Origin of the sequence: Wenjunlia vitaminophila DSM 41686 (genome assembly GCF_000380165.1) — a bacterium.
In the GTDB taxonomy this organism is placed as follows: Bacteria; Actinomycetota; Actinomycetes; order Streptomycetales; family Streptomycetaceae; genus Wenjunlia; species Wenjunlia vitaminophila.
Map to the genome: position 1 here is coordinate 111,631 of NZ_KB904713.1, position 23,586 is coordinate 135,216.

24 protein-coding genes are annotated in these 23,586 nt (G+C 72.7%); 15 read left to right on the forward strand and 9 right to left on the reverse strand.

Going from position 1 to position 23,586, the window contains the following annotated elements; all coding sequences use genetic code 11:
• Window positions 1-10 precede the first annotated feature (10 nt).
• Together A3IG_RS31145 and A3IG_RS0124485 are read right to left on the reverse strand one after the other, a co-directional pair.
• Complete coding sequence (locus A3IG_RS31145; RefSeq protein ID WP_018386235.1) at window positions 11-1,006, reverse strand: hypothetical protein; 996 nt, start codon at window positions 1,004-1,006, stop codon at window positions 11-13.
• A 423-nt stretch (window positions 1,007-1,429) separates the two neighbouring features.
• Window positions 1,430-2,593, reverse strand: a complete 1,164-nt coding sequence (locus A3IG_RS0124485) for a pyridoxal phosphate-dependent aminotransferase (RefSeq protein WP_018386236.1) — start codon at window positions 2,591-2,593, stop codon at window positions 1,430-1,432.
• A 146-nt stretch (window positions 2,594-2,739) separates the two neighbouring features.
• Here A3IG_RS0124485 and A3IG_RS0124490 point away from each other — a divergent pair, with 146 nt between their 5' ends.
• From A3IG_RS0124490 to A3IG_RS31150, 11 genes are all read left to right on the forward strand, one after another.
• Window positions 2,740-2,928, forward strand: a complete 189-nt coding sequence (locus tag A3IG_RS0124490) for a hypothetical protein (RefSeq protein ID WP_018386237.1) — start codon at window positions 2,740-2,742, stop codon at window positions 2,926-2,928.
• Window positions 2,929-3,240: 312 nt separating this feature from the next.
• Complete coding sequence (locus A3IG_RS0124495) at window positions 3,241-3,840, forward strand: DUF2617 family protein (protein ID WP_018386238.1); 600 nt, start codon at window positions 3,241-3,243, stop codon at window positions 3,838-3,840.
• Between the two features lie 35 nt (window positions 3,841-3,875).
• The gene (locus A3IG_RS0124500) at window positions 3,876-5,609 is read left to right on the forward strand and encodes a polyamine aminopropyltransferase (protein ID WP_236719218.1); all 1,734 of its coding nucleotides are present in this window, start codon (window positions 3,876-3,878) and stop codon (window positions 5,607-5,609) included.
• Between the two features lie 30 nt (window positions 5,610-5,639).
• A complete protein-coding gene (locus A3IG_RS35775; RefSeq protein WP_026220621.1) occupies window positions 5,640-6,794 on the forward strand; it encodes an SRPBCC domain-containing protein in 1,155 nt (384 codons plus the stop codon).
• A 55-nt stretch (window positions 6,795-6,849) separates the two neighbouring features.
• Window positions 6,850-7,734: an aldose epimerase family protein gene (locus A3IG_RS0124510; RefSeq protein ID WP_018386241.1), complete on the forward strand. Its 885-nt coding sequence runs from the start codon at window positions 6,850-6,852 to the stop codon at window positions 7,732-7,734.
• On the forward strand, window positions 7,731-8,270 hold the full coding sequence (pyrE, locus tag A3IG_RS0124515) for an orotate phosphoribosyltransferase (RefSeq protein ID WP_018386242.1): 540 nt from the start codon (window positions 7,731-7,733) through the stop codon (window positions 8,268-8,270). Before A3IG_RS0124510 ends, pyrE begins: the two co-directional genes overlap by 4 nt.
• A gap of 443 nt (window positions 8,271-8,713) precedes the next feature.
• Window positions 8,714-9,736 (forward strand): class II fructose-bisphosphate aldolase, encoded by a 1,023-nt coding sequence (fbaA, locus tag A3IG_RS0124520; protein ID WP_018386243.1) that lies wholly within the window; start codon window positions 8,714-8,716, stop codon window positions 9,734-9,736.
• Window positions 9,737-9,813: 77 nt separating this feature from the next.
• Window positions 9,814-10,227 carry a DUF3151 domain-containing protein gene (locus A3IG_RS0124525; RefSeq protein ID WP_018386244.1) on the forward strand — a complete coding sequence of 138 codons (414 nt, stop codon included), beginning with the start codon at window positions 9,814-9,816 and terminating at the stop codon, window positions 10,225-10,227.
• A gap of 419 nt (window positions 10,228-10,646) precedes the next feature.
• Window positions 10,647-11,576, forward strand: a complete 930-nt coding sequence (locus A3IG_RS0124530; RefSeq protein WP_018386245.1) for a tryptophan 2,3-dioxygenase family protein — start codon at window positions 10,647-10,649, stop codon at window positions 11,574-11,576.
• Window positions 11,569-12,798, forward strand: a complete 1,230-nt coding sequence (gene kynU / locus A3IG_RS0124535) for a kynureninase (protein WP_018386246.1) — start codon at window positions 11,569-11,571, stop codon at window positions 12,796-12,798. Before A3IG_RS0124530 ends, kynU begins: the two co-directional genes overlap by 8 nt.
• Window positions 12,795-13,625, forward strand: a complete 831-nt coding sequence (locus A3IG_RS31150; protein WP_018386247.1) for an alpha/beta hydrolase — start codon at window positions 12,795-12,797, stop codon at window positions 13,623-13,625. Before kynU ends, A3IG_RS31150 begins: the two co-directional genes overlap by 4 nt.
• A gap of 54 nt (window positions 13,626-13,679) precedes the next feature.
• On the opposite strand, the gene A3IG_RS0124545 is transcribed toward A3IG_RS31150, so the two are convergent.
• The 6 genes from A3IG_RS0124545 to A3IG_RS0124570 form a co-directional block, all read right to left on the reverse strand.
• On the reverse strand, window positions 13,680-13,901 hold the full coding sequence (locus tag A3IG_RS0124545) for a DUF397 domain-containing protein (RefSeq protein WP_018386248.1): 222 nt from the start codon (window positions 13,899-13,901) through the stop codon (window positions 13,680-13,682).
• A 34-nt stretch (window positions 13,902-13,935) separates the two neighbouring features.
• Window positions 13,936-14,157 carry a DUF397 domain-containing protein gene (locus tag A3IG_RS0124550; protein WP_018386249.1) on the reverse strand — a complete coding sequence of 74 codons (222 nt, stop codon included), beginning with the start codon at window positions 14,155-14,157 and terminating at the stop codon, window positions 13,936-13,938.
• Window positions 14,154-14,981: a helix-turn-helix domain-containing protein gene (locus A3IG_RS0124555; protein ID WP_018386250.1), complete on the reverse strand. Its 828-nt coding sequence runs from the start codon at window positions 14,979-14,981 to the stop codon at window positions 14,154-14,156. Before A3IG_RS0124555 ends, A3IG_RS0124550 begins: the two co-directional genes overlap by 4 nt.
• Window positions 14,982-15,184: 203 nt before the next feature.
• Window positions 15,185-15,607 carry a hypothetical protein gene (locus A3IG_RS0124560; RefSeq protein ID WP_018386251.1) on the reverse strand — a complete coding sequence of 141 codons (423 nt, stop codon included), beginning with the start codon at window positions 15,605-15,607 and terminating at the stop codon, window positions 15,185-15,187.
• Between the two features lie 223 nt (window positions 15,608-15,830).
• Entirely contained in the window at window positions 15,831-16,889 is a 1,059-nt protein-coding gene (locus tag A3IG_RS32115; protein ID WP_018386252.1) for a methyltransferase domain-containing protein, read from the reverse strand.
• Window positions 16,890-17,042: 153 nt separating this feature from the next.
• A complete protein-coding gene (locus A3IG_RS0124570) occupies window positions 17,043-17,972 on the reverse strand; it encodes a diacylglycerol kinase family protein (RefSeq protein ID WP_018386253.1) in 930 nt (309 codons plus the stop codon).
• Between the two features lie 133 nt (window positions 17,973-18,105).
• On the opposite strand from A3IG_RS0124570, the gene A3IG_RS0124575 reads away from it, so the two are divergent.
• From A3IG_RS0124575 to A3IG_RS0124585, 3 genes are all read left to right on the forward strand, one after another.
• Window positions 18,106-19,389 carry an adenylosuccinate synthase gene (locus tag A3IG_RS0124575; protein ID WP_026220625.1) on the forward strand — a complete coding sequence of 428 codons (1,284 nt, stop codon included), beginning with the start codon at window positions 18,106-18,108 and terminating at the stop codon, window positions 19,387-19,389.
• On the forward strand, window positions 19,389-20,060 hold the full coding sequence (locus A3IG_RS0124580) for a GntR family transcriptional regulator (protein WP_018386255.1): 672 nt from the start codon (window positions 19,389-19,391) through the stop codon (window positions 20,058-20,060). The genes A3IG_RS0124575 and A3IG_RS0124580 overlap by 1 nt, the downstream gene beginning before the upstream one ends.
• Window positions 20,061-20,201: 141 nt before the next feature.
• Window positions 20,202-20,846: a hypothetical protein gene (locus A3IG_RS0124585; protein WP_018386256.1), complete on the forward strand. Its 645-nt coding sequence runs from the start codon at window positions 20,202-20,204 to the stop codon at window positions 20,844-20,846.
• A 64-nt stretch (window positions 20,847-20,910) separates the two neighbouring features.
• Here A3IG_RS0124585 and A3IG_RS0124590 read toward each other — a convergent pair whose 3' ends face one another.
• Entirely contained in the window at window positions 20,911-21,831 is a 921-nt protein-coding gene (locus A3IG_RS0124590) for an SLATT domain-containing protein (RefSeq protein ID WP_018386257.1), read from the reverse strand.
• A gap of 239 nt (window positions 21,832-22,070) precedes the next feature.
• Here A3IG_RS0124590 and purD point away from each other — a divergent pair, with 239 nt between their 5' ends.
• Window positions 22,071-23,336 (forward strand): phosphoribosylamine--glycine ligase, encoded by a 1,266-nt coding sequence (gene purD / locus A3IG_RS0124595; protein ID WP_018386258.1) that lies wholly within the window; start codon window positions 22,071-22,073, stop codon window positions 23,334-23,336.
• The last annotated feature ends 250 nt before the right edge of the window (window positions 23,337-23,586 follow it).

Consider the following 23,586-nt stretch of genomic DNA (forward strand, 5'->3'; position numbering starts at 1 on the left):
CCGTCGCCGGTCACCTGGACCCTGAGACCGAGCCGGTGACGCCGTCAGCAGTGAGCTGCCAGCTCCGTGGGGACTCGACGCCGAGGGTGGTCCTGGCCTCCTCGACCAGCGCGGGCACGCGGTCGTAGGGCAGGGAATCGAACCCGGCGCCCTTCACACCAGCGGGGGAGAAGACGACGGTCAGCAGGCGGTCCTGTACGACGACGGTGAGCGCCTGGGGCTTGGCACCGTCCCGCGTCAACGACGCGACCGACTCGCGCGGTTCGCCCTCGTCGAGCGTCGACTGGCCCGGACCGAGGGTGACCGTGCCGGTCGCCGGCGTCAGGGTGGTCGTGGACGACGAGGAGGAGGACGGCCCTGGCGGGGCTCCGCCCTCGTCGGAGCCGAACAGATCGGCGCGGAACGGCACGAGCACGGCGACCGCGCCGAGCAACAGACCGAAGAGCGTGAGGAGACCGCCGGCACAGCCCCCCGCGGGGTCGCTCCGCAGGGCCGGACCGGGCACCGAGTCCAGGCGTGCCCCGGCCGCCCGCTCCTCCCACTCCGGCGTCGGCCGCTTCACTATGCGCAGCTTCCACGGCCGGTCCGGCGGATACTCGACCACCACGACCCCGCGCGGCCGGTAGTCGGGGAGCTCGACGACGTTGACGTCCTGCCGGATCTCGACGCGGAACGCGGGCGCCTCGTCCGGCGCGACGGACAGCTCGAACCGAACCGGGACGTCACTGGCCTCACCCTCGACCGCCTCCAGACCCTCGATCATCGCGAGTGCCGTGCGCGGTACGACCGCCGCCTCACGGGTGCGGCGCGGCAGCGTGGCGAGGAAGAAGACCAGACCGTACGTCGCGGGCAGGACAAGACCCGTGACGATCAGCGACACCTTCCCGACGACGCACCCGCTGATGAAGGCGGTCAGCGCCGCCCCGATCACACCGCCCGTCAGGAACCCCAGCGCGAGGTCGGCAGGCGTGTTGCGCGTGGGTGGCGCGCCAGGGGTGATCGTCATGTGACCGATTGTGCATGTCATGGGTAACGGCCACTAGGTCCTGTGGATAACCTTCGCGGTCCCGGCGGGATCGCCGCGAGCGGGTGAGCCCGAAGAAGGGCGATCGGGTCAGCGTTCCGCCCTTGAGCGGATGGAACGTGGTGTTCGGGACGACCGAGGCAGTGACCGGCTGGGAAGAGCTGTGCCGAGCCGCACTGCCGAACGCCCATCGGTGCCTGGAGGCGCAGCGCACCGACCCACTGTCGCGTGACAACTGGAATCGTCAGCATCAGCTTCGGGGAAGGCACGCGACCAAGGAGTGGGAGGGTTCCGCCGACCAGGCATCCTGAGGACACCGAGTAGTTCGCAGCCCGGCAAACGGCCCGGCTTCCCTCAGCGAGCGGATGCCGGGCCCTTCGTTCGCAGTAGCCGTCCGGCTCGCCCTCAGGGAGCGAGTCGCTTGAGGCGGGCTACTGCCTCATCCAAGACGGCCTTCCGCTTGCAGAAGGCGAAGCGGACCTGGCTGCGACCGGCCTCCGGGTCGTCGTAGAAGACGGAGTTGGGGATGGCGACGACACCGCAGCGTTCGGGCAGGGCACGGCAGAAGGCGTAGGCGTCCTTCTCACCGAAGGGGGCGATGTCGGTGGTGATGAAGTACGTGCCCTGGGGCTGGTGGACCTCGAACCCCGCGGCGCGCAGGCCGTCGCCGAGCAGGTCGCGCTTGCCGCGGAGGTCGGCGCGGAAGGTGTCGAAGTACTCGTCCGGCAGCCGCAGCGCCTCGGCGATCGCGTACTGGAACGGGCCCGAGCTGACGTAGGTCAGGAACTGCTTGGCGGTGCGGACGGCAGTGACCAGCGGGCTGGCCGCCGTCACCCAACCGACCTTCCACCCCGTGAAGGAGAAGGTCTTGCCGGCCGAGGAGATGGAGACGGTTCGTTCCCGCATGCCGGGCCGGGCCGCGACGGGGTGGTGGGCGCCCTCGTACACCAGGTGCTCGTAGACCTCGTCGGTGACCACGAGCAGGTCGTGTTCGACGGCGATGGCGGCGATGGCGTCGCACTCCTCGGTGGTGAGCACCATGCCGGTCGGGTTGTGCGGGGAGTTGAGGAGCAGGAGGCGGGTCCGCGGGGTGATCAGGGACCGCAGCCGGTCCAGGTCAGGGCGGAAGGCCGGTGCGCGCAGGGTGAGCGGCACCCGCGTGGCGCCGGCCATCGCGATGCAGGCGGCGTAGGAGTCGTAGAAGGGCTCGAAGGCGATCACCTCGTCGCCGGGTTCCAGGAGGGCGAGCATGGTCGCGGCGATCGCCTCGGTCGCCCCCGCGGTGACCAGGACCTCCGTGTCGGGGTCGAAGTCGAGGCCGTAGAAGCGGCGCTGGTGGTCGCTGATGGCCGCCCGCAGCTCGGGGACGCCCGGTCCCGGCGGGTACTGGTTGCCGCGCCCGTCCCGCAGCGCCCGCACGGCCGCCTCACGGATCTCTTCGGGCCCGTCGGTGTCGGGGAATCCCTGACCCAGGTTGACCGAGCCGGTCCGCACCGCCAGCGCGGACATCTCCGCGAAGATCGTCGTGCCGAACCCGGCGAGGCGGCGATTGAGCGGCGGCCGGTCCATGGAGTCTCCCTCGGTCGGGGCCACCTGGGTGGCGGCCGACTGCCCATGGTGCGCCCGACCTCAGAACTTCCTCAACTCCAGTGCCTGTGGCGAAGGCCACCCCCATCCTGGGGGTCCGTGCTCGACGGACAAGGAAGGCGGATCAGATGACTCTGGTGCCCCTGCTGGTGCTGCTCGTCCTGTTCTGCGGTCTTCTCGCGCTGGTCGTGAAGATGAAGTCGCCCGGAGCGCGTGGGCGTGCTTCCGGGGGGAGTGACATATTGGGTTCGGACGACAGTTCGGGTAATCACTCCGCATATGTTTCGCCGTACCGCGGCTGGGACGGCAAATTCTGACAGTCGTGGAAGGAGCTGGTGGGGCCGATCGCCTGGCGATCGGCCCCTGGTCGTGACCGGATATTTCCGTATCGCTGACTGAAGAAACATCACTGCAAACGCGCACATATTTTCGGCACGTATGAATACCGGAAGATGCTGAGAATGTTTGCTCGAAGCACGGCACACTTGTTGCCCATGCACGTGGTGGAGGGCCGACGCCGTCCCTGCGCACGCGGCGGCGTTGGCGGCCCCCGCCTCCCCCGCGGCCCGCTCCGGGCGGGCCGGATGACCCCCGTCAACTGTGTGCACTCGTGCTTGCGGAGCCCTTTCATGCTCACCACACTCCATACCCCCTATGCCGACACCCGGGCCGGAGACCTGGCCTGGTGTCTGGGGCAGGAGCCGCTTCCCGCACTGGCCGCCGTCGATCTCGGCGTGGACGGGGGTGAGGTCCAGATGCGTCTGCTGGGAGCCTCGCACCAGGTCTTGCTGGAGTCGGAACGAGGCCGGTGCTCGGAAACGGTCGCCTGTCTGCCCGGTCGCAGCGTTCCGTTGCCGGTCGGGGTGGCCGAGCGCGTGGACGACTGGGAGTACGAATTCGCCGCGCGGACGGAATCGCTGCCCGCCGCCTCCTTCGCCGGGCGGGCACAGGAACTGCTCGACCTGGTGGCCGAACACCCCCACGGACTAGCGGGAACGTTTCCCGGGGACCCGAACGCCTTCACCGCGATGCTGGTGCAGACGACCGACCGGGGTGTGTGCTGGCGCACCTGGCACGCCTATCCGCAGGAACACAGGCTGGTGGTGACCAGGTCCCGGCTGGTCCTGGCGACGGAACGCGGCCGGGGGCGCCCCGTCCGGCGAAGGCCCCGGCGGGAACACTCGATGGCGCCCCGTCCGTCCGTCCGGACATTACACCCATGTGAGTGACCGTATCGTGGCTCTGAGTGACGTAGCGTGCACTCATGATTGACCAGTCCGAACGAATGACGGCAGACCCGCGGTCCGGGGCGCGGGTGGGAGTGCGGTCCGGGGCGCAGCCGGGGCCGCGGTCCGGGGCCCCGTTCGGGCCCCGGTTCGAGCCCCCGCAGTCCCCGCCCGAGCCGGTTCCCGAGCCCCCGCCCGAGCCGGTTCCCGAGCACCAGTCGGGCCCACGGCCCGGGGGGGAGTTACGGCCGCAGCCGGCGCCGCGGCTCCCGGTCTCCGTCCGCCGTGCTCGCCAGCTCGTGTTGCTGGGCGTCTTCACCTGCGCCGCGTGCGGGTTGGTCTACGAGCTGGCCCTGGTCGCGCTCGCCTCATACCTGGTGGGCGATTCGGTCACCCAGGCGTCCGTGGTGCTCTCGGTCATGGTCTTCGCCATGGGGGTCGGCTCGCTCCTGGCCAAGCGGTGGTGCGGCAGGGCAGCGGCGGCGTTCGGCGTGGTCGAGGCGCTGCTGGCGCTCGTCGGGGGGCTGTCGACGTTCGCCCTGTACGGGTGCTTCGCCTGGTGCGGCCAGGCCAGGGTGGCGTTGGTCGGCTTCTCGTTCGCCATCGGGGTGCTGGTCGGGGGAGAGATACCGCTGCTGATGGTCCTCATCTCCCGGATCAGACGGCAGGCCCCCGGCGCCGACGTCGCCGACCTGTTCGCCGCCGACTACGTCGGTGCCCTGGTCGGTGGGCTGGCCTTCCCGTTCCTGCTGCTGCCGCTGCTGGGCCAGCTCGAGGCGGTGCTGTTGGCCGGGATGGTCAACGCGGTGTCCGGGTGCGTCATGGTGCTGTGGCTCTTCCGGGCGGACCTCACGCGACGGCAGCGGTCGTGGCTCTACGCGGCGAACGCCGCGGCGTTGTCCGTGCTGGCCGTGGTGGTGGTGTGCGCCGGATCGTTCGAGCAGGCCGCCCGGGAGGCCATCTACGGCCAGGAGATCCGGCGTTCGGTGCACACCGGGGTCCGGGAGATCGTGCTCGCCGGTGACCGCCCCCAGTCGTTGCGGCTGTTCGTGGACGGGCGGCTGCGGTTGTCCGGGGCGGACGGGCGCCGCTACCACGAGGGGCTGGTGCACCCCGCGATGGCCGGACCGCACCGGCGAGTGCTGGTGCTGGGCGGTGGGGACGGGCTGGCGCTGCGGGAGGTGCTGCGCTACCCGGGGGTGCGCGAGGTCACCGTGGTGGACGTGGACCCCGCGCTGATCGAGTTGGCCGACGGTGATCCCGTGCTGTCCGCGCTCAACGAGCACGCCTTCGACGACCCCCGGGTGCGCGCTGACTCCTCCGACGTCTTCCAGTGGTTGCGCGGTGAGTCCGGCACGTCCCGGTACGACGTGGTCCTGTCCGACCTGCCTGACCCCGGGGAGTCACGGAGCAGCAAGCTGTACTCCCAGGAGTTCTACGGCCTGCTCGGGCGTGCGCTGGCGCCCGGGGGACGGCTGGCGGTGCACGCGGGCTCGTCCGTGGAGCACCCGCGGACTTTCTGGACGGTGGCCTCCACCGTGCGCTCCGCGAACCTGCGCACCGCGGAGTACCGAGTGGGCGCGGGGGCCGGCCAGGACTGGGGGTTCGTCCTGGCGTCGCGCCACCGGCCGGAGCTGAGGCTCTGGCCGGTGGGCGGGCTGCGGGATTCCCGCTCACTGCGTGCGGGGAGCCTGTCCCGGGACCGCCCCCGGCACCTGCCGCCGCCCTCCACGCTGATGCACCCGCGGTACTTGGACGCAACCACGCCTTAGTTCGCCGGTCGGTGGGTAGGCTCCCCGACCATGGAGCACCAGGTGAAGGTTCCGTATCCGGTAGAGGACGTGCGTCGGGCCCTCGCGGACGCCGAACGGGTGCGTCGCTGTGTGCCAGGAGCGCAGAGCGACGCGGGCGGTGACGGTCTGTCGGGGCGGCTTCGGCTGCGCATCGCCGGCTCGACCATCACCTACCGCGGGGAGCTTCGGGTGGAGCCGCGAACCCATGGGGTGCGGCTGGAGGCGCAGGGGCGCGAGGCACGCGGCAACGGCGGTGCCGAGGCCGTGGTGGACATCGTTGCCGAGCCGGACCCCAGTGGAGGAACGGTCCTGCACGTGACCGGGAGCGTCACTGCCCAGGGCCGTCTGGCCGAGGTGGACGCCCAGACAGCCGGTGCGGCGGGCAGGCGACTGCTGGACAGGTTCCTCAACGACCTGCTGCCGCGGGAGCGGCCCGCGGGGCCGTCGGCCCGGGACACCGACGCCGCGGTGGCGGCCGGTGAAGCCCCGGCTGACGTCTCCCCACAGGCCGACGTGCCGCAGGCAGAGGTTCCGACCGAAGTGCCGGAAGCCGTGACCGAAGTGCCAGGAGCAGAGGTCCCGGAAGCTGAGGTCTCGGAAGCCGAGGCGTTGCAGGCACGCGCGCTGCAGGCCGAGGCCGACGCCCTGGACGCGGAGGCGGACGCCCTGGACGCCGAGGACGAGGCGGACGCGCTGCGGGCCGAGGGCCTGGACGTCGAGGGCCTGGACATCGAGGGAATCGATCCGGAGGCGTCGCAGGCCGAGGAACTAGAGGCCGAGGAACTAGAGGCCGAGGACCTGGAGGCCGAGGCGCTCGAAGCGGAGGTGGAAGCGCTCGAGGCCGAGGCGCTGGAGGCAGAGGCCGAGATCATCGAGGCCGAGGTGATCGAGGCAGAGGCCGAAAGGGCCGCGGCCGAGGGCGCCGGCGCGCCGGCGCCAGCGGAGATGGCACCGGTCGAGGAGCCCCTCGGTGGCAACGGCCGGCGCACCATGATCGGCCGATCCGCCGAAGAGGTGGACCACGCCCCGCCCCAGGGCCGGTACGCCCCCGTCGCCAACCCGACGGCACGCGCCGCCGTGTCGCTGCGCTGGGCCGGTCCCGCGGCGGCGGCCCTGGTGGCCTCGGCGGTGGTGGTGGGAAGGGCCCTGCGGCGCCGCCGCTAATCTTGGAACGGGCCGGTCCGCCAGCCCTCGGTCGTCGCACAGCGAGGAGTGCCGCTTGTCCAGCCCACGCCAGCCCGGTCCTGCTCAGGCGTCTCCCTCCGCCACTGGTCTCGCCCCCGCCGCCCCGGTCCTGCTGTCCGCCGGCGGTGCCGAGGTCAGCGTGCTGCCGGGAGAGGGGTGCCGGATCGGGTCGTTGCGGATCGACGGCACCGAGCTGCTGCGCACCGAGTCCCCGGCCCAGTACGGCTACGGCAGCTTCCCGATGGTGCCGTGGGCGGGGCGGGTGGACCACGGCCGGTTCCGCAACGGGCAGGTGAGCCACCAGCTTCCGGTGGACCCCGGGGCCGCCCCGCACGCCATCCACGGCACCGGGGTCTCGGCCGTCTGGCGCCCGGTGCGGGAGGCGACCAGCGCCACCTCGGCCGCCTTCTACACGGACCTCGCCGACCCCTGGCCCTACCCCGGCCGGGTCACCCAGACCTTCGACCTCAGGCCGGACAGCCTGACCGTCACCCTGGCCGTGGAGACCGCGGCGGAGTCGTTCCCGGCCCAGGTCGGTTGGCACCCGTGGTTCCTGCGCCGGCTCGGCGGACACGGGCAGCCGGCACGCCTGGACTTCTCCCCGGCGTGGCAGGAGGAACGCGGGGACGACCACCTGCCCACCGGCCGGCGCACCGAGCCCCGCCCCGGCCCGTGGGACGACTGCTTCGGGATGCCGGACGGCGTCGATGTCACCCTCACCTGGCCGGGCGCGCTGGAACTCAGGGTGACCAGTGGGGCCCGGTGGGTGGTGATCTACGACGAGCCGGAGGACGCCCTGTGCGTGGAGCCGCAGTCCGGCCCGCCCAACGGCCTGAACACCGCCCCCCGCCTGGTCACCCTCATCGACCCTCTGGAGGAATCGACCACGTGGCACTGGCGTAGGCTCCAGGAATCATGAGCGTGAACGACCGGGACAACCTGCTGGCACAGATCAAGGAAAAGGCCGTGGTGCACGGCCGGGTCACTCTTTCCTCGGGGAAGGAGGCCGACTACTACGTGGACCTGCGCCGCATCACCCTGGACGGGGAGGCCGCCCCCCTGGTGGGCCGGGTGATGCTCGACCTGACCGACGATCTGGACTACGACGCCGTGGGTGGGCTGACCCTGGGCGCCGACCCGGTCGCCACCGCGATGCTGCACGCGGCCCCCGCCGGCCGCCGCCTTGACGCGTTCGTGGTGCGCAAGGCGGGCAAGGCCCACGGCCTCCAGCGGCGGATCGAGGGGCCCGACGTGGCCGGCCGCCGGGTGCTGGCGGTGGAGGACACCTCCACCACCGGCGGGTCCGTCCTCACCGCCGTCGAGGCGCTGACCGAGGCCGGGGCGCAGGTGGTCGGGGTCGCTGTGATCGTTGAGCGGGGAGCGGAGCCCGCGGTGCGCGAGGCGGGTCTGCCGTACCGCTACGTGTTCTCCGCTGAGGACCTCGGGCTGGGCTGACCCCCGGCCCACCGGTTGAGGACGGTCGCCCCGGGCCGTGCCCCAGGACCGTCGCCCCAGGACCGTCGCCCCCGGGCCGTGCCCCATGGCTGTGGCCGCCCCGCGCGGGCCGCTGCCGCACCGCAGGTGTCCGCCGGTCGCGCGGGAGCCGCCCGCACGGTCCGCGGCCCCGCTGTTTCACGTGAAACGCCAGGTGGGGGAGGCCCGTTGCGCGCCCGGACCCCCGGGCGGCGACGCCGTCGGGGGACGTGGGGGACCGGTGCTGCGGCCCCGCCGGACCCGGCGGGATTCCGGTGGTGAAAGCGCGGTGGTCGATCTGGGAAGATATGGGGGGCGCGCCCGGACCGCGGACAGTGAGGTCGGCCGGTGCCGCGGCGCCTTAGCCGCACACCATCCACACGCAGGACGCCTCAGAACAAGGACGCCTCGAAGGAGCGAACCAGATGCCCATCGCCACCCCTGAGCTCTACAACGAGATGTTGGACCGCGCCAAGGCCGGGAAGTTCGCGTACCCCGCCATCAACGTCACGTCCTCGCAGACGCTGCACGCCGCGCTGCGCGGATTCGCCGAGGCGGAGAGCGACGGCATCGTCCAGATCTCCACGGGCGGCGCGGAGTTCCTCGGCGGCCAGTACAAGAAGGACATGGTCACCGGCGCGGTGGCGCTCGCCGAGTTCGCGCACATCGTGGCGGCCAAGTACCCGGTCAACGTCGCCCTGCACACCGACCACTGCCCCAAGGGGAAGCTGGACGGCTACGTCCGGCCGCTGCTGAAGATCTCCCAGGAGCGGGTGGCCGGGGGCCGGGAGCCGCTGTTCCAGTCCCACATGTGGGACGGCTCCGCGGAGACGCTCTCCGACAACCTGGAGATCGCCAAGGAACTGCTGGCTGAGGCGGTCAAGGCACGGATCATCCTCGAGATGGAGATCACGCCCACCGGTGGCGAGGAGGACGGCGTCTCGCACGAGATCAACGACGAGCTGTACACCACCGTCGAGGACGCCATCCGCACCGCCGAGGCCGTCGGCCTCGGGGAGAAGGGCCGCTACCTGCTGGCCGCGTCGTTCGGCAACGTGCACGGGGTGTACAAGCCGGGCAACGTCGTGCTCCGCCCCGAGCTGCTCAAGGAGCTCCAGGAGGCGGTGGGCGCCAAGTACGGCCGGCAGAGCCCGTTCGACTTCGTCTTCCACGGCGGCTCCGGCTCCACCAAGGAGGAGATCGCCACCGCGCTGGACAACGGCGTGGTCAAGATGAACCTGGACACCGACACCCAGTACGCCTTCACCCGACCGGTCGCTGACCACATGTTCAAGAACTACGACGGCGTGCTCAAGGTCGATGGCGAGGTCGGCTCCAAGAAGACCTACGACCCGCGGGCCTGGGGCAAGTCCGCCGAGGCGGGCATGGCCGCCCGGGTCACCCAGGCCTGCCAGGACCTGCGTTCGGCCGGCACCACCCTGAAGTAGCGGCAGCAGGACCCACCGACTGGCCCGGCACGCGGTTCCCGTGCCGGGCCAGTGCGCGCTCGCGGCAGACTGGGCACATGAGCATTCACCAGAACCTGCTCGGCGGACCGCCGGAAACGCTGCTGCCCGACGAGCCCGAGCCCCGCGAGATGCTGGCCTCCGGCGTCGCCCCGGCCGATGTCGCGGCCAAGCACCCCAGTTCCTCCCTCGTCTGGGCCCGACTCGCCGACGACGCCTTCGAGGCCGGCCGGGTCGTGGAGTCCTACGCGTACGCACGCACCGGCTACCACCGGGGCCTGGACGCGCTGCGCCGCAACGGCTGGAAGGGGCACGGCCCGGTCCCCTTCGAGCACGAGCCGAACCGTGGTTTCCTGCGCGCCCTGCACGCCCTGGCCAGGGCCGCCGCCGCCATCGGGGAGCAGGACGAGGCGGAGCGCTGCGCCACCTTCCTGCGGGAGAGCTCGCAGACGGCGGCGGACACCCTCTCCTGAACCGGGGCACCACCCGGCTCCACCGAACCGGGGTGCCGCCGGCCGGCGGCCCGCCCGACGCCCGCGGCGCGGGTCGCCCGGCGGTGTGCCCCCGGTGCCGCCCCACCACGACGGCCGCCGGCCGGGGTCCCCGACCCCGGCCGGCCCTCCCCTCCTCGGTCCGTGGCTCTCCTCGGTCCGTGGCTCTCCTCGGTCCGTGGCTCTCCTCGGTCCGTGGCTCTCCCCGGTCCGTGACCCTCGCGGGTGCGACCGCTGGCCGTGCCGCGCGGCAAGACCCCGTACCAGTGACATCCTGGGAGTCGGAACACTTTCGTCCTCCGAGGCGGCCAACGGCGGTCGCCGGCACTTGCGGTCGGTGCCCGCCCGCGCGGATGATCTGCGCGTGGCCCGCGATCTCGGGCACTGATGAGGAGGCGGCCATGTCCCACCCGGACGAGGCGAACAAAGCCGGACCCACACCCACGGGGCCGGCCGCACACCCGACGACACCCGAGTCCGTGACACCGCAGACCGCGGCCCAGCAGGCCGCCACGGAGGCGGACCTGGAGCCGAACTTCGAGTTCAAGGGCACCACGCCGTACGAGGACTACGTCCGGGCGTCGGTCATCACCAGCCTTCAGCACCCACTGAGCGACGAGCCCGGTGAGATGGTGTTCCTGGTGACCTCGCAGGTCATGGAGCTGTGGTTCACCGTGCTCGTCCACGAGTGGACCGTCGCGGCGCGGGCGCTGCGGGACGACGACCTGCCCAGGGCGATGGCCGCGCTCAAGCGCAGCACCTGGGAACTCAAGGCGCTCAACGCCTCCTGGAAGCCGATCGACCACCTCACCCCGGCCCAGTTCAACGCCTACCGGACCGCGCTGGGCGAGGGCTCCGGCTTCCAGTCGGCGATGTACCGGCGGCTGGAGTTCCTGCTCGGCGAGAAGTCCGCGACCATGCTGGTGCCGCACCGCGGAGTGCCCGGCCAGTACGCGGAGCTGGAGAAGGCGCTGCACGAGCCGAGCCTCTACGACGAGGTGCTGCGCCTGCTGCACCGTCGTGGGTACCCGGTGCCGCAGCACGTGCTGGAACGCGACCCCACCCAGCGGTACCAGCCCGACCCGCAGGTCGAACGGGTCTGGGAACAGGTGTACGCCGGCCCCCAGGAGGACGAGTTGGTGCGGCTGGGCGAGGCGTTGACCGACGTCGCCGAGCTGGTGCTGCGCTGGCGCAACGACCACCTGCTGGCCACCCGGCGGGCGATGGGGGCGAAGGTCGGCACCGGGGGATCGGCGGGCGTCGCCTGGTTGGAGAAGCGCACACGGAAGAACGTTTTCCCCGAACTTTGGACGGCGCGTAGTCATGTCTGATGAAGAACGGCACGACACCTCCGGTGACCCGGAGCTGACCGGTCTGGCCAAGGAGCTGGACGCCGCGGACCCGCTGGCGTTCGCCCGGGACCGGTTCGTGGTCGAGGACGACGTCATCTACCTGGACGGGAACTCCCTCGGGGCGCTGCCCAAGGCCGTTCCCGACCGGATCGCCCAGGTCATCGAGCACGAGTGGGGCCGGCTGCGCATCCGGTCCTGGTTCGAAAGCGGCTGGTGGACCGCCCCCGAACGGGTCGGGGACCGCATAGCCCCACTGCTCGGCGCGGCCCCGGGACAGGTGGTGGTGGGTGACTCCACCAGCGTCAACCTGTTCAAGGCCGTGGTGGCCGCGGCACGGATCGCCCAGCGACGGGACCCGGCGCGGGACGAGCTGCTGGTGGACGACTCCACGTTCCCCACCGACGGCTACATCGCCGAGTCCGCCGCCCGGATGACCGGCTGCCGGCTGCGCCGGGTCGAGCCCGGGGACGTTCCGGCCGAGCTCGGCGAGCGCACCGCGCTGGTCCTGGTCAACCACGCCGACTACCGCACCGGCCGGCTGCACGACCTCCCCGGGATCACCCGGGCGGCACACCAGGCGGGTGCCCTGGCCGTCTGGGACCTGTGCCACAGCGCCGGCGCCCTGCCGGTGGAGCTCGACCGGCACGGAGTGGACCTCGCCGTCGGCTGCACCTACAAGTACCTCAACGGCGGACCCGGTTCCCCGGCGTTCCTCTACGTCAGGGCCGAGCACCAGCCGCAGTTCGACTCACCGCTTCCGGGCTGGCACTCGCACGTCGAGCCGTTCGCCATGAAGCCCGAGTACGAGGCCGCGGACGGCGCGGTGCGGGGCCGGGTGGGCACACCCGGAATCCTGTCGCTGCTGGCGCTCGAGGCGGCCCTCGACGCCTGGGACGGGGTCACCGTCGAGCAGGTCAGGACCAAGAGCCTGGCGCTGACGGACTTCTTCCTGCGGTGCGTGACCACCCTGCTCCCGGACGGGGTCGTCGAGTCGGTCACCCCGGCACGGCACGAGGAGCGGGGCAGCCAGGTCTCGTTGCGCTGCGCAGGTGCCCGGAAGGTGATGGACGAGCTGATCAGCCGGGGAGTGGTCGGCGACTTCCGCGAACCCGACGTGCTGCGCTTCGGGTTCACCCCGCTGTACACGCGCTACGCGGACGCCCTGCGGGCGGCGCGCATCCTGGCGGAGATCCTGGCGTGACCGGGGAGCGGGCGACCACGGAGGAGGACCGGGTGCTCGGCCTGCCGGAGCGGGCCGCGGACCACACCGAGCCCTACGGCCCGCACCCCGACCAGGTGATCGACTTCTGGTTCCCCCGCGGCACCCCGGACGACGAGCCGGACCCCGGGGCCGGGATGCCGCTGGTGACCCTGGTGCACGGAGGGTTCTGGCGGGAACGCTACGACCGGCGCCACCTGTCGCCGCTCGCCGCGCACCTCGCCGGGCGGGGCTTCCCGGTGGCCTCGGTGGAGTACCGCAGGGTGGGCGGCGCCGGCGGCTGGCCGGCGACGTTCCAGGACGTGGCCAGCGCGGTGGCCCTCGCACCCGCGGTCGTGGCCCGGCACCTGCCGGCCCCGGCCCCGCAGGTGCTGGTCGGCCACTCCGCCGGCGGCCACCTGGCGCTGTGGGCCGCGGCCCGGGCCGCGGCCGACGTCACCGCCGTGGTGGCCCTGGCCCCGGTCGCCGACCTCGGCCACGCCCTCGCCCTCGGGCTTGGGGCCGGCGCCGTGGCGGACCTGCTGGACGGTGACCCGGGGCGGCTGGCCGACACCGACCCGGTGGCGCTGCTGCCCACGGGGGTGCCGACGACGCTGGTCCACGGCCGGGACGACGACACGGTGCCGCTGCTGCTCTCCGAGCGCTTCGTGGCCGCGGCGAGGGCGGCCGGCGACGAGCCCCGCCTGGTGGCCCTGGACGCCACCGGCCACTTCCCCCTGATCGCCCCCGGCTCGCCGGCCTGCGGGGTGCTCGAGGACGAACTGCGGCGCTGGTCCGGCACGCCGACCTCCGGCACGCCCCACGCGTGACACGCCCGTGGCCCGCCCCCGGTCAGGGCGGGCCAGGGACGTCCACCGAGCCGGTCAGCCGGTGAGCTCGCCGCGCCTGATCGCTGAGACGAAGGCCTTCCAGCCGGTGGGTGTGAAGGTGAGGGTGGGGCCGGTGGGGTTCTTGGAGTCGCGGACGGGGACGACGCCGTGGGTGGTGGCGACCTCGGGTGCCCACTCCACGCACTGCCCGCCATTGCCGCCGCTGTGACTGGACTTGACCCACCTGGCCCGGGAGAGATCCGGAATGCTGCCCATGGGTGTGTCTCCCTGCGTTGCGGATGTGGAGCCGTCAGGTGGTGAACTCGCCGCGGGTGACTGCGTAGACGAAGGCCTTCCAGCCGGTGGGTGTGAAGGTGAGGGTGGGGCCGGTGGGGTTCTTGGAGTCGCGGACGGGGACGGTGCCGTGGGTGGCGGCGACGTCGGGTGCCCACTCCACGCACTGCCCGCCGTTGCCGCCGCTGTGGCTGGACTTGACCCACCTGGCCCGGGAGAGATCCGGAGCGCTGCTCATGGCGTGTATGCCTCCAATGCCTCACGAATGAAGGCCAGTGAGTCCTCAGGGGACAGGGCCGTGGCCCGCAGCCGGTCGTACGCGGCTTGGGCGTCCACCACCGATGTCGCCGAGTCGGTCACATGACCTGTCACCAACGTCTCCGAGTACGCGACGGTCGCACCGTCGTCCTGCCGGAGCAGAGTAAACGGAACATGCGACGCCGGTGCACCCGCGCGGAACGGAAAGACCTGAATCGTCACGTGGGGCGACTCGGTTTCGGCCACCAGCCGGCGGAGCTGGTCGCGCATCACCTCCGGCCCACCCACCACCGTCCGCAGCGTCGCCTCGTGCAGCACCACCCACAGCAGGGGCGGGGTGGGACGGTCGAGGATGTCGTGCCGGTGCATCCGCGCGTCCACCCGGGCCCTGATCTGCTCCGCGTCCTCCCTCGGATGGGTCGCCCGGAAGACGGCCTCCGCGTAGGCCGGGGTCTGCACGATGCCCATCACGAACGCGTTGGAGTAGTCGCAGATGGCCGCGGCCTCCTGCTCCAGCCGCAGGTAGGGGACGAACCACTCCGGATGCCCCTGCTCGCTCACCCGCCCCCGCAGCCGGGCGAAGTAGCCGGAGGTCTGGAAGGCCCGGTCGCAGGCCGCCGCGAACCGTTCCGAGGCCAGGCGGCTGCCACCCTCCACCCTGCTGACGTAGGTGCGGTCGTAGCAGGTCTCGTCCGCGAGTTCCTGCTGGGTCAGGCCGGCCCGTTCCCGGGCGTACCTGACCTCCTGCCCCAGGAACGCCGCTCCGTCCAGCGGAGTGCTGCGCTCCGGCGCGCTGATGTCCATGTGTGTGCCCCCAGGTGTTCCGGTGACGGATTCGCCCCGCTGTGGTCGGCGACCGTAACGCCGGGAACGGCATGCTGTCGGCCAAAGCCACCAAAGGCACCCGAAGTGGCGAATGTCACGTCCGGGACCCGACACCGGTGAACACGCTGGGGGTTCCGCTCCGCGGCGAGAGGGCCAGCCGCCGCGTTGGTGCGTCCCGGACCTCAGGCACGGGCCTGGCGCAGGGCACCGATCTGTAGCAGGGCGAACCCACCGACGGTGGCTGCCTGGAGGGGAATCCAGACCGCGCCCGCGGTGTGGAGGTCGTCGAACCAGGACAGCGGGGCGACGATGCTCAGGACGGTCCACACCACGTTGGCCCCGACCACCGCGTACACGCCGGGCGCCGGCGGTCGTGACCGCCCGGCCAGGCAGCCCACCGCCACCGCGTACAGCGTCAGGAAGACGCCGAGCCCGAGCAGCAGATCCCCGTCCACCCCCAGCCTCCGCCCCACTGGTCCGGAGGCCGCGGCGTACACGAGCCCGTTGGCGCCGGTGACAACGGCGTCGAGGGCGAGGACGCGGCGTAGCCAGAGGTGCTGGTTCGGGGGAGCCAGGGGTGAGGCACTCCGTTGGATCGTGGCCATGGCGTGGGACTCCTTGGGTGCTGGAGGACGGGACGTCCGTGGCTGTTCGGCACGTCTCACGATGTCGCCCGGCTCCCGGGGCGTCGATTACCTCGCGGGTAAGGGACCGGGCACCGTCTTGTTCCGGGGGCGGTCCCCCGGGGGTTCGGCCGGAGAGCCGCGGGCCCAGGGACCGCTCGGGCCACCCGGACCGCCCCGTTCAACGAGTCAACGAGTCAACGAGTCAACGAGGGCGGGGGTCCGCCGGCAGGTCCCAGGTGTGTTCCGTGCCGTCGGGGGTCCGGTAGCCGATCCACTGCCGCCGCCCGGTGACGTGGATCTCGAACCACTCGCGGCGCGGCCGGTGCAGGGCGAGCCAGCGGGTGTGGGCGCGTTCCACCACGGCCCACAGGTCGCGTTGACCGGTGACGGTGACCGTGCGGTCGGTGACCCGGGCCCGGGAGCCGTCCCGGGCCACCACGGTCGGGGGGTGTGCGGTCAGTGCGGCACCGCCCAGGTGGAGCTGGGCGAAGAAAGCGAACGCCGGGTCCCCGAGCACCCCGCCGGGGACCTCGGTCCGCCGGACCATCGCGGGCCAGCCGTCGCTCCCGGTGCCGGCCGGGGGAGTGGGAACGGGAGGGTCCTGCGGCGACGGGGAACCGGATAACGAGCCCACCGACTCCGCGGGTGAGGGCAGCAGCCGTCCGGCGGCGGTGCCGTCCGCCGTGACCTGGAGCACGGCCAGCGCCCCGGCCACCGGGGCGGCGAGCAGGGCGCCGGGGAGGCACTGGGTGAGCCAGGCGCGGGGCAGCCGCGGCACCGGGTGGTGCGCCAACACCCGGTGGTAGGGGCCCCGTTCCGGGTGGCCCTCGGTGGGTGCGGCCCGGGTGAGCAGCGGCCGGTAGCCGATCCCGGCGAGCCGTTCCCTGGCCCGGGCCAGCCGCTGGGCGCAGACGTCGGTTCCGGTGACGGAGGCGGGGCGGGTGAGCCAGGCGAGCAGGGCGGTGGTGTAGCCGGAGCCGGTGCCGACGTGCAGCACCCGGTGGCCCGGCCGGACGTCGAGGGCGTCGAGCAGGTCGGCCTCGGCGAGCGGCGGATCGACCCGGGCGGCTGCCTCCGGCCAGGCCGCGCCGCCCGCCCCCGACCGGGCCGCCCCCGCCCCGGGCAGGAAGGGGTGGCGCGGCACGTACAGCAGGGCTGCGGCAACCCGGGGGGAGAGCAACGGCCGGGCGGAGACGAGTCGTTGGTGCGTGGCGATCCGGGCCTCGGCCAGCCGTGCCGCGTCCGCGATCGCGCTGTGCATCCGTCGTCCCTTCTGTACCCGCCGTGCCGCGGAGGACCCCAACCGACCCGGACCGACCCAACCGACCCGGACCGACCCGGACCGACCCAACCAACCCGGACCGACCCAACCGACCCAACCAACCCGGACCGACCCGGCCGACACCAACCGACCTCAACCGTCAGCGGATTCCGGCGCCCGGGCCGGAGCGGGCACGGTCAGCCGCCAGGCGCGGGGGTGGACCGTCCAGGTGCGGGTGCGGACGGGCCCGGTGAGCACGGCGTCGGCGGCGTAACTGAAGCCGCGCCCGGTGATCGTCACCGCCCGTGCGCACATCCGCACCGGGGCCTGCGCCGACGGCTGCCGCACCACGACCTCGACCAGCCCGTCGTCGGGATCGCCGGACCCGCCGTCGGCCGGCGGCGCGGCCTCGTTCCCCACCTGGGGCGGGCAGGCGTTGGAGACGGAGATGAGCTGGACCGGCCGGTCCAGGTCGGCCAGCAGGATGCCGTCGGCCTCCACCCGCAGCCGGGGCAGGTGCCCGCCGTGCAGCGTCACCCGCAGGCTACGGACGAACGACCGGGCGCCGCGTCCCACCGAGGCCCACCGCGCCGTGCCCGTCGCGGAGTTCCCGCCCTCGGCCGTGGCACCCCGCCCCGCCCCGCTGTGGATCTCCACGCCACCGAGCACCACCCCGCCGCGGTCGTCCACCAGCAGGTCGAGCCGGCGTTCCGCGCCCGCGAGCACCGCCCGGGCTGCCGGCGCCGCGGCCGTCGGCAGCCCCAGGGCCCTGGCCACCGGCAGCGCGGCGGGCACCCCCACCGGGACGTGCGCCACCGCGGCGTCGGGCAGTTCCCGCCGCTGGTGCAGCATCTGCACCACCCGGTGCAGCGCCCGGTCGTCGCCGACCACCACCGGCTGCCGCCTGCCCCGGTGCTCCAGCGCCCGGTTGAGTTCCTCGGGCGACTTCGGGATCACCATCTTCACCTGGGCCCCGGCGGACAGCACGTCCCTGGCGACGCGGACGGATTCGCCGTCGGTCAGGCGGGCGGCAGGGTCGATGACCAGCAGCAGGGCATTCCCGGACGGTGGCTGAGCCGACACGTCGGTCCTTCCTCAGGTAATCTCTCGGTGCAAGAGCCCCTTGCGCTGTTGCGCCAGGGGCTTCGTCTATCCGGGGCCGGGTTCGACGGCTCTCTGCCGTTGGACATGCCCCGCCCGGAAGGGGTGTACGCCTGTGCCCGCACTTGTGCTGCTCGGTGCTCAGTGGGGTGACGAGGGCAAGGGAAAGGCCACCGACCTGCTCGGTGGTTCCGTCGACTACGTGGTGCGCTACCAGGGCGGCAACAACGCCGGACACACGGTGGTGGTCGGCGACCAGAAGTACGCCCTGCACCTGCTCCCCTCCGGAATCCTCAGCCCCAACTGCGTCCCGGTCATCGGCAACGGCGTGGTGGTGGACCCGGCCGTGCTCCTCACCGAGCTGCGGGGGCTCCAGGAGCGCGGGGTGGACACCTCGCGGCTGCTCATCTCCGGCAACGCCCACCTGATCACCCCCTACCACCAGACCCTGGACAAGGTCACCGAACGCTTCCTCGGCAAGCGCCGCATCGGCACCACGGGGCGCGGTATCGGACCGTCCTACGCGGACAAGATCAACCGGGTGGGCATCCGCGTGCAGGACCTCTTCGACGAGTCGATCCTCCGGCAGAAGGTCGAGGCCGCCCTGCATGACAAGAACCAGATCCTGGTCAAGCTGTTCAACCGTCGCGCGATCGGCGTGGACGAGGTGGTCGGGGAGTACCTGGGGTACGCCGACCGCATCCGGGAGTACGTGGCGGACACCACACTGATCCTGAACGACGCGCTCGACCAGGGCAAGGTGGTGCTCCTCGAGGGTGGGCAGGGCACGCTGCTCGACGTGGACCACGGCACCTACCCCTTCGTCACCTCGTCCAACCCGACCGCGGGTGGCGCGTGCACCGGGTCCGGGATCGGCCCGACCAAGATCAGCCGGGTGATCGGCATCCTCAAGGCATACACGACGCGGGTCGGCGCGGGGCCCTTCCCCACCGAACTCCTGGACGCGGACGGCGACGCGCTGCGGACCATCGGCGGCGAACGCGGAGTGACCACCGGACGGGACCGAAGGTGCGGCTGGTTCGACGCGGTGATCGCCCGCTACGCGACCCGGGTCAACGGCCTCACCGACTTCTTCCTCACCAAGCTGGACGTCCTCACCGGTTGGGAGCAGATCCCGGTCTGCGTGGCGTACGACGTCGACGGCCAGCGGGTGGAGGAACTCCCCCACAACCAGAGCGACTTCCACCACGCCAAGCCGATCTACGAGACGCTGCCCGGGTGGAACGAGGACATCACCGGCGCCAAGTCGTTCTCCGACCTGCCGAAGAACGCCCAGGCGTACGTGCGGGCGCTGGAGGAGATGTCCGGGGCGCCGATCTCGGCCATCGGGGTCGGCCCGGGCCGTACCGAGACGATTGAGATCAACTCGTTCCTGTGATGCGTACCGTGCCGGTCCAGCGCAGCAGCCTGCGCCAGCAGGTCGCCGACGCGCTGCGCGAGGAGATGCTGACCGGTCGGCTGCCCGCGGGCGGGCGGTTCACCGTGAAGGAGATCGCCGAGCTGTACGAGGTGTCGGCGACGCCGGTCAGGGAGGCGCTGGTGGACCTCGCGGCGCAGGGCCTGCTCGAGGTGGAGCACCACCGGGGGTTCCAGGTCCGCAGGTTCACCCTCGCCGAGTACGAGGAGATGGTCGCCGCCCGCGCCCTGGTGGTGCAGGGCGTGTTCCGCAGGGCGCGGGACGGCAGGGAAGAGGGGGTGCCCCCGCCGGTGCTCTCCTCGGTGCGCCGCCGCGCCGAGGCCGCGACCCGGGCGGCGTCGGCCGGCGAGCTCGATGTGCTCATCGGGTGCGACCTGCGCTTCTGGCGAGAGCTCGGCACGTTGATCCGGAACCCGCCGATCAACGACTTCCTGGACCGGCTGCGCGTCCAGGGCTGGATGTTCACCGTGCCGCTGCTGCGCGGGCAGCCGGACCCCGCCGGGCTGTGCTGGGACCAGCACCTCCCGCTGGTGGACGCCATCGACTCCGGTGACCTGCCGTCAGCCCGGCGGATCGTCGGTGAGTACCACTCGGGGTCGCTGGAGCTGATGCGCCGGCTGTCCGGCGAGTGAGGTCCGCCGTGGGCCGGACCACGCACGGGGGTGACCACGCACGGGGGTGACCCGGCGCGGTGGCCGGGACGTCGGCGCCGCGCGGCCAGTACGCTGGCCCGACCGCCCCTCCCGCAACCGCCGTCCGCATCAGGAGCGCACGTGGCCTGTGACCTCTGGCTCGTCCCGCTGGTTGACGTCCTCTGCCACAGCCCCGACAACCCGTTCCACGACGACCTCGCCGCCTACAACCGGGCGCTGGCCGGTGCCGGACTGCCGCCGGTGCCGGTGTACAGCTACATGCCGGGCCTCTCCGGGGACGTGGCCCCGGTGGCCGGGTTCGACTACGACGCCCTGCACTTCCTGCGCCGCGCCTACCTGCTCAGGCTCGCCGGTCTCGACGTGACCCCGGTGGACGCGCTCGGCGGGGACTACACCCAGCTCCTGGAGATGTTCGAGCAGTCCGCGGCCGGCTCCCACCTGGTGTGGCACTACGACCACGCGGGCGCCTACGTCCCGGTGGACTTCCCGGTGCCGCTCGCCGACGACGACCTGCTGGCCTCGGGGGGACCGTTGGGTTCCTCGCACGGGCTGCTCCGGGAGCTGGAGGTGGTCGCGCCGGCCATCGGCATCGACCCGCAGCATCCGCCGGTGGCCCCGCCGGCTCCGGCTCCCACCGCCCTGGACGAGCCGGCCGCGCCGGTGCACGACGACGGCCCGTTCGCCAGGGAACGGCACGTGTGGCTGGGGTTGCACGCCGCGGCGACGCGGAGCCTCAGCCAGGGCTCGATGATCGTCTTTTCCTGACGGCGGTCGGACCGCCGGTCCTGGTGCCCCGGCCCCGGTGATCGGGCCGGGGCGCGGGTGGCCGTCAGCGCGGCGGCTCCGGAGGGCGCTGGCGGGGCATGCTCGGGCGGTGGTTGACCGGGGGTAGCTGGGTGCGTGCCGTGGCGTAGCCGAACTGCGGGCGGGGCTCCACCGTGCTCGGGGCATGGGTCTGCACCTGCACCAGCGAGGAACGGAACTCCAGTATCCAGTCCGACGTCTCCGCCCGGACCAGCTCGGAGAGGTCCTCACAGAACCGCCGGAGCACCCCGAGGCACCGCTCGGCGGCCTCGCTGGCCGTGCCCTCGGTGGGCCCGAGCACCTCGCGCACGCTCTCCGACGCCCACTCGAACTGGAACGCCTCGAGCCGGCGCTGCACCGCCTGCGCGGTGTGCACGTCCCGCATCCACCCCGAGGTCAGCCCGAAGTAGCGGTCGGCGCCGACCGACGCGGCCGCGGCCAGCAGGGCGACGTAGCCCCACGCCCCGTACCCGTCGAGGTCGGCCGCCAGGGACAGCAGCGGCACCGCGGCGCCCACCACCGCGAACACCACCGCGGCCAGCCGCAGCAGCCGGGCCGTCCGCCGTTTCCACACCCGGTCCCGCAGGTACCACCGCGCGGTGCTCAGCGCCCGGTCCTCCGCCCAGCGGTAGAGGCCGTCCAGCCGCTGCGCCGGCTCCTGCCAGTCGCCCGGGGGGAACGGCCCCGGCAGCAGGTCGCCGGGGTTCCGCCGCCGGTCCTGGCCGCCCCGTTCGGCCCGTCCCGGGTCCCCGGCACCCCTGTTCCCGTGGTCCTGGGTCCCGTGGTCCTGGTTGCCCGGGGCACGGTCCCTGCGGAACCTCCGGGCCCACGAGTCCCGTCGGTCCCGCCAGCCCCGTCGGTCCCGCGGTGTCCCGGGGGCCGGTTCGTCCCGGCGTGGACCCGTGGGTCGAGGAGCCTCCTCGGGCTGCATCTCCGGCTGGCTCACCCTGCACTCCCTGTGACTCGGCCAGTTTCCCCGGGAGACCGATCGACTCCCGTCGGTGGGGCTGCTCCCGCTGCGGTGGGGTTGCAAAGTCACCTTCTTACCGCCGAACGGCTGAGCAGGATGAACTGTTTTCCCAACCTCCCCCCGACACACCCCCTCATTTCGGTGCGGAGCCCCAGGTACTGTCACCTGAACGAGCGATCCGTGACCTTACCGGGCGAGGCACTACGCTGGGCGGCGTGAACGTCCTAGTCATCGGTGGCGGCGCCCGCGAACACGCCCTGTGCCGCTCCCTGTCCCTCGATCCGAGCGTCACCGCCGTGCACTGCGCCCCCGGGAACGCCGGCATCGCCGAGACGGCCACCGTGCACCCGGTGGACGCGATGGACGGTGCCGCGGTGGCCGCGCTGGCCGAGCGGCTCGGGGCCGACCTGGTCGTGGTCGGCCCGGAGGCCCCGCTGGTGGCGGGGGTCGCCGACGCGGTGCGGGAGCGCGGCATCGCCTGCTTCGGCCCGAGCCGGGAGGCGGCCAGGATCGAGGGCTCCAAGGCGTTCGCCAAGGACGTGATGGCCGCCGCGGGGGTGCCGACCGCGCGTGCCCACGTGTGCGTCACCGCCGAGGAGGTGGACCACGCGCTCGACGCCTTCGGCCCGCCGTACGTGGTCAAGGACGACGGCCTCGCCGCGGGCAAGGGCGTGGTGGTCACCGAGGACGTCGCGGTGGCCAGGGCACACGCCGCCGCCTGCGACCGGGTGGTCATCGAGGAGTACCTCGACGGCCCCGAGGTCTCGCTGTTCGCCATCACCGACGGCACCACCGTGCTGCCGCTGCGGCCGGCGCAGGACTTCAAGCGCGCCGCGGACGGCGACGCCGGGCCGAACACCGGAGGCATGGGCGCCTACTCCCCGTTGCCCTGGGCCGACCCCAAGCTGGTGGACGAGGTGCTCCACACGGTGCTCCAGCCGACCGTGGACGAGATGCGGCGCCGCGGCACCCCGTTCGCCGGGGTGCTGTACGCCGGCCTCGCCCTCACCTCCCGCGGGGTCCGGGTGATCGAGTTCAACGCCCGCTTCGGCGACCCGGAGACCCAGGTCGTGCTGGCCAGGCTGCGCTCCTCGCTGGCGGGCCTGCTGCACCACGCGGCCACCGGACGCCTGGACGAGTACCCGGAGCTGCGCTGGAGCCAGGACGCCGCGGTGACCGTGGTGCTCGCGGCGAAGAACTACCCGGCGAGCCCGCGCACGGGCGATCCCATCGACGGGCTCGAGGAGGTCGCGGAGCTGGACGAGCACGCCTACGTGCTGCACGCGGGCACCCGCAGGGACGAGACGGGCCGGGTGGTCAGCGCGGGCGGGCGGGTCCTGTCCGTCACCGCCACCGGGAAGGACGTCGCCCAGGCGAGGGAGCGCGCCTACCGGGCGCTGTCCCGGATTCGGCTTGACGGCTCGCACCACCGCACCGACATCGCCGCCGCCGCCACGCTGGAGGCCGCGACGCCGGTGTGACCCCACGGGAACGGGAGCGCCAGCAACTGCCGCGCCGAACAACCCCATCGGGTGAAGCGCTGGGCAACGGGGTGACGCCGTCACGGGGTCGCAACTATGGTGCCCGAAACCGCGTACCAGACGTGGTTATCGGACCGGGAACGATCTCGCGGGCGTCCTGACCGCCACCGAGCCACCACGCACTGTCAGTGCCCGGAGGCACGGTGGAGTGGACGGCGCGGTCGGTGTCGCGTAGCAATGGAACGGCGAA

Excerpts from the sequence above, each read along its gene's own strand:
- A3IG_RS0124550 (WP_018386249.1), bottom strand. The coding sequence starts at position 14,157 with ATGAGCAGCGCTCCGGATCTCTCCCGGGCCAGGTGGGTCAAGTCCAGC.
- A3IG_RS0124495 (WP_018386238.1), top strand. The coding sequence starts at position 3,241 with ATGCTCACCACACTCCATACCCCCTATGCCGACACCCGGGCCGGAGAC.
- A3IG_RS0124485 (WP_018386236.1), bottom strand. The coding sequence starts at position 2,593 with ATGGACCGGCCGCCGCTCAATCGCCGCCTCGCCGGGTTCGGCACGACG.
- A3IG_RS0124490 (WP_018386237.1), top strand. The coding sequence starts at position 2,740 with ATGACTCTGGTGCCCCTGCTGGTGCTGCTCGTCCTGTTCTGCGGTCTT.
- A3IG_RS0124560 (WP_018386251.1), bottom strand. The coding sequence starts at position 15,607 with ATGGCCACGATCCAACGGAGTGCCTCACCCCTGGCTCCCCCGAACCAG.
- A3IG_RS0124530 (WP_018386245.1), top strand. The coding sequence starts at position 10,647 with ATGTCCCACCCGGACGAGGCGAACAAAGCCGGACCCACACCCACGGGG.
- A3IG_RS0124555 (WP_018386250.1), bottom strand. The coding sequence starts at position 14,981 with ATGGACATCAGCGCGCCGGAGCGCAGCACTCCGCTGGACGGAGCGGCG.
- A3IG_RS31145 (WP_018386235.1), bottom strand. The coding sequence starts at position 1,006 with ATGACGATCACCCCTGGCGCGCCACCCACGCGCAACACGCCTGCCGAC.
- A3IG_RS0124580 (WP_018386255.1), top strand. The coding sequence starts at position 19,389 with ATGCGTACCGTGCCGGTCCAGCGCAGCAGCCTGCGCCAGCAGGTCGCC.
- fbaA (WP_018386243.1), top strand. The coding sequence starts at position 8,714 with ATGCCCATCGCCACCCCTGAGCTCTACAACGAGATGTTGGACCGCGCC.
- A3IG_RS0124500 (WP_236719218.1), top strand. The coding sequence starts at position 3,876 with ATGATTGACCAGTCCGAACGAATGACGGCAGACCCGCGGTCCGGGGCG.
- kynU (WP_018386246.1), top strand. The coding sequence starts at position 11,569 with ATGTCTGATGAAGAACGGCACGACACCTCCGGTGACCCGGAGCTGACC.
- A3IG_RS0124525 (WP_018386244.1), top strand. The coding sequence starts at position 9,814 with ATGAGCATTCACCAGAACCTGCTCGGCGGACCGCCGGAAACGCTGCTG.
- pyrE (WP_018386242.1), top strand. The coding sequence starts at position 7,731 with ATGAGCGTGAACGACCGGGACAACCTGCTGGCACAGATCAAGGAAAAG.
- A3IG_RS35775 (WP_026220621.1), top strand. The coding sequence starts at position 5,640 with ATGGAGCACCAGGTGAAGGTTCCGTATCCGGTAGAGGACGTGCGTCGG.
- A3IG_RS0124545 (WP_018386248.1), bottom strand. The coding sequence starts at position 13,901 with ATGGGCAGCATTCCGGATCTCTCCCGGGCCAGGTGGGTCAAGTCCAGT.
- A3IG_RS32115 (WP_018386252.1), bottom strand. The coding sequence starts at position 16,889 with ATGCACAGCGCGATCGCGGACGCGGCACGGCTGGCCGAGGCCCGGATC.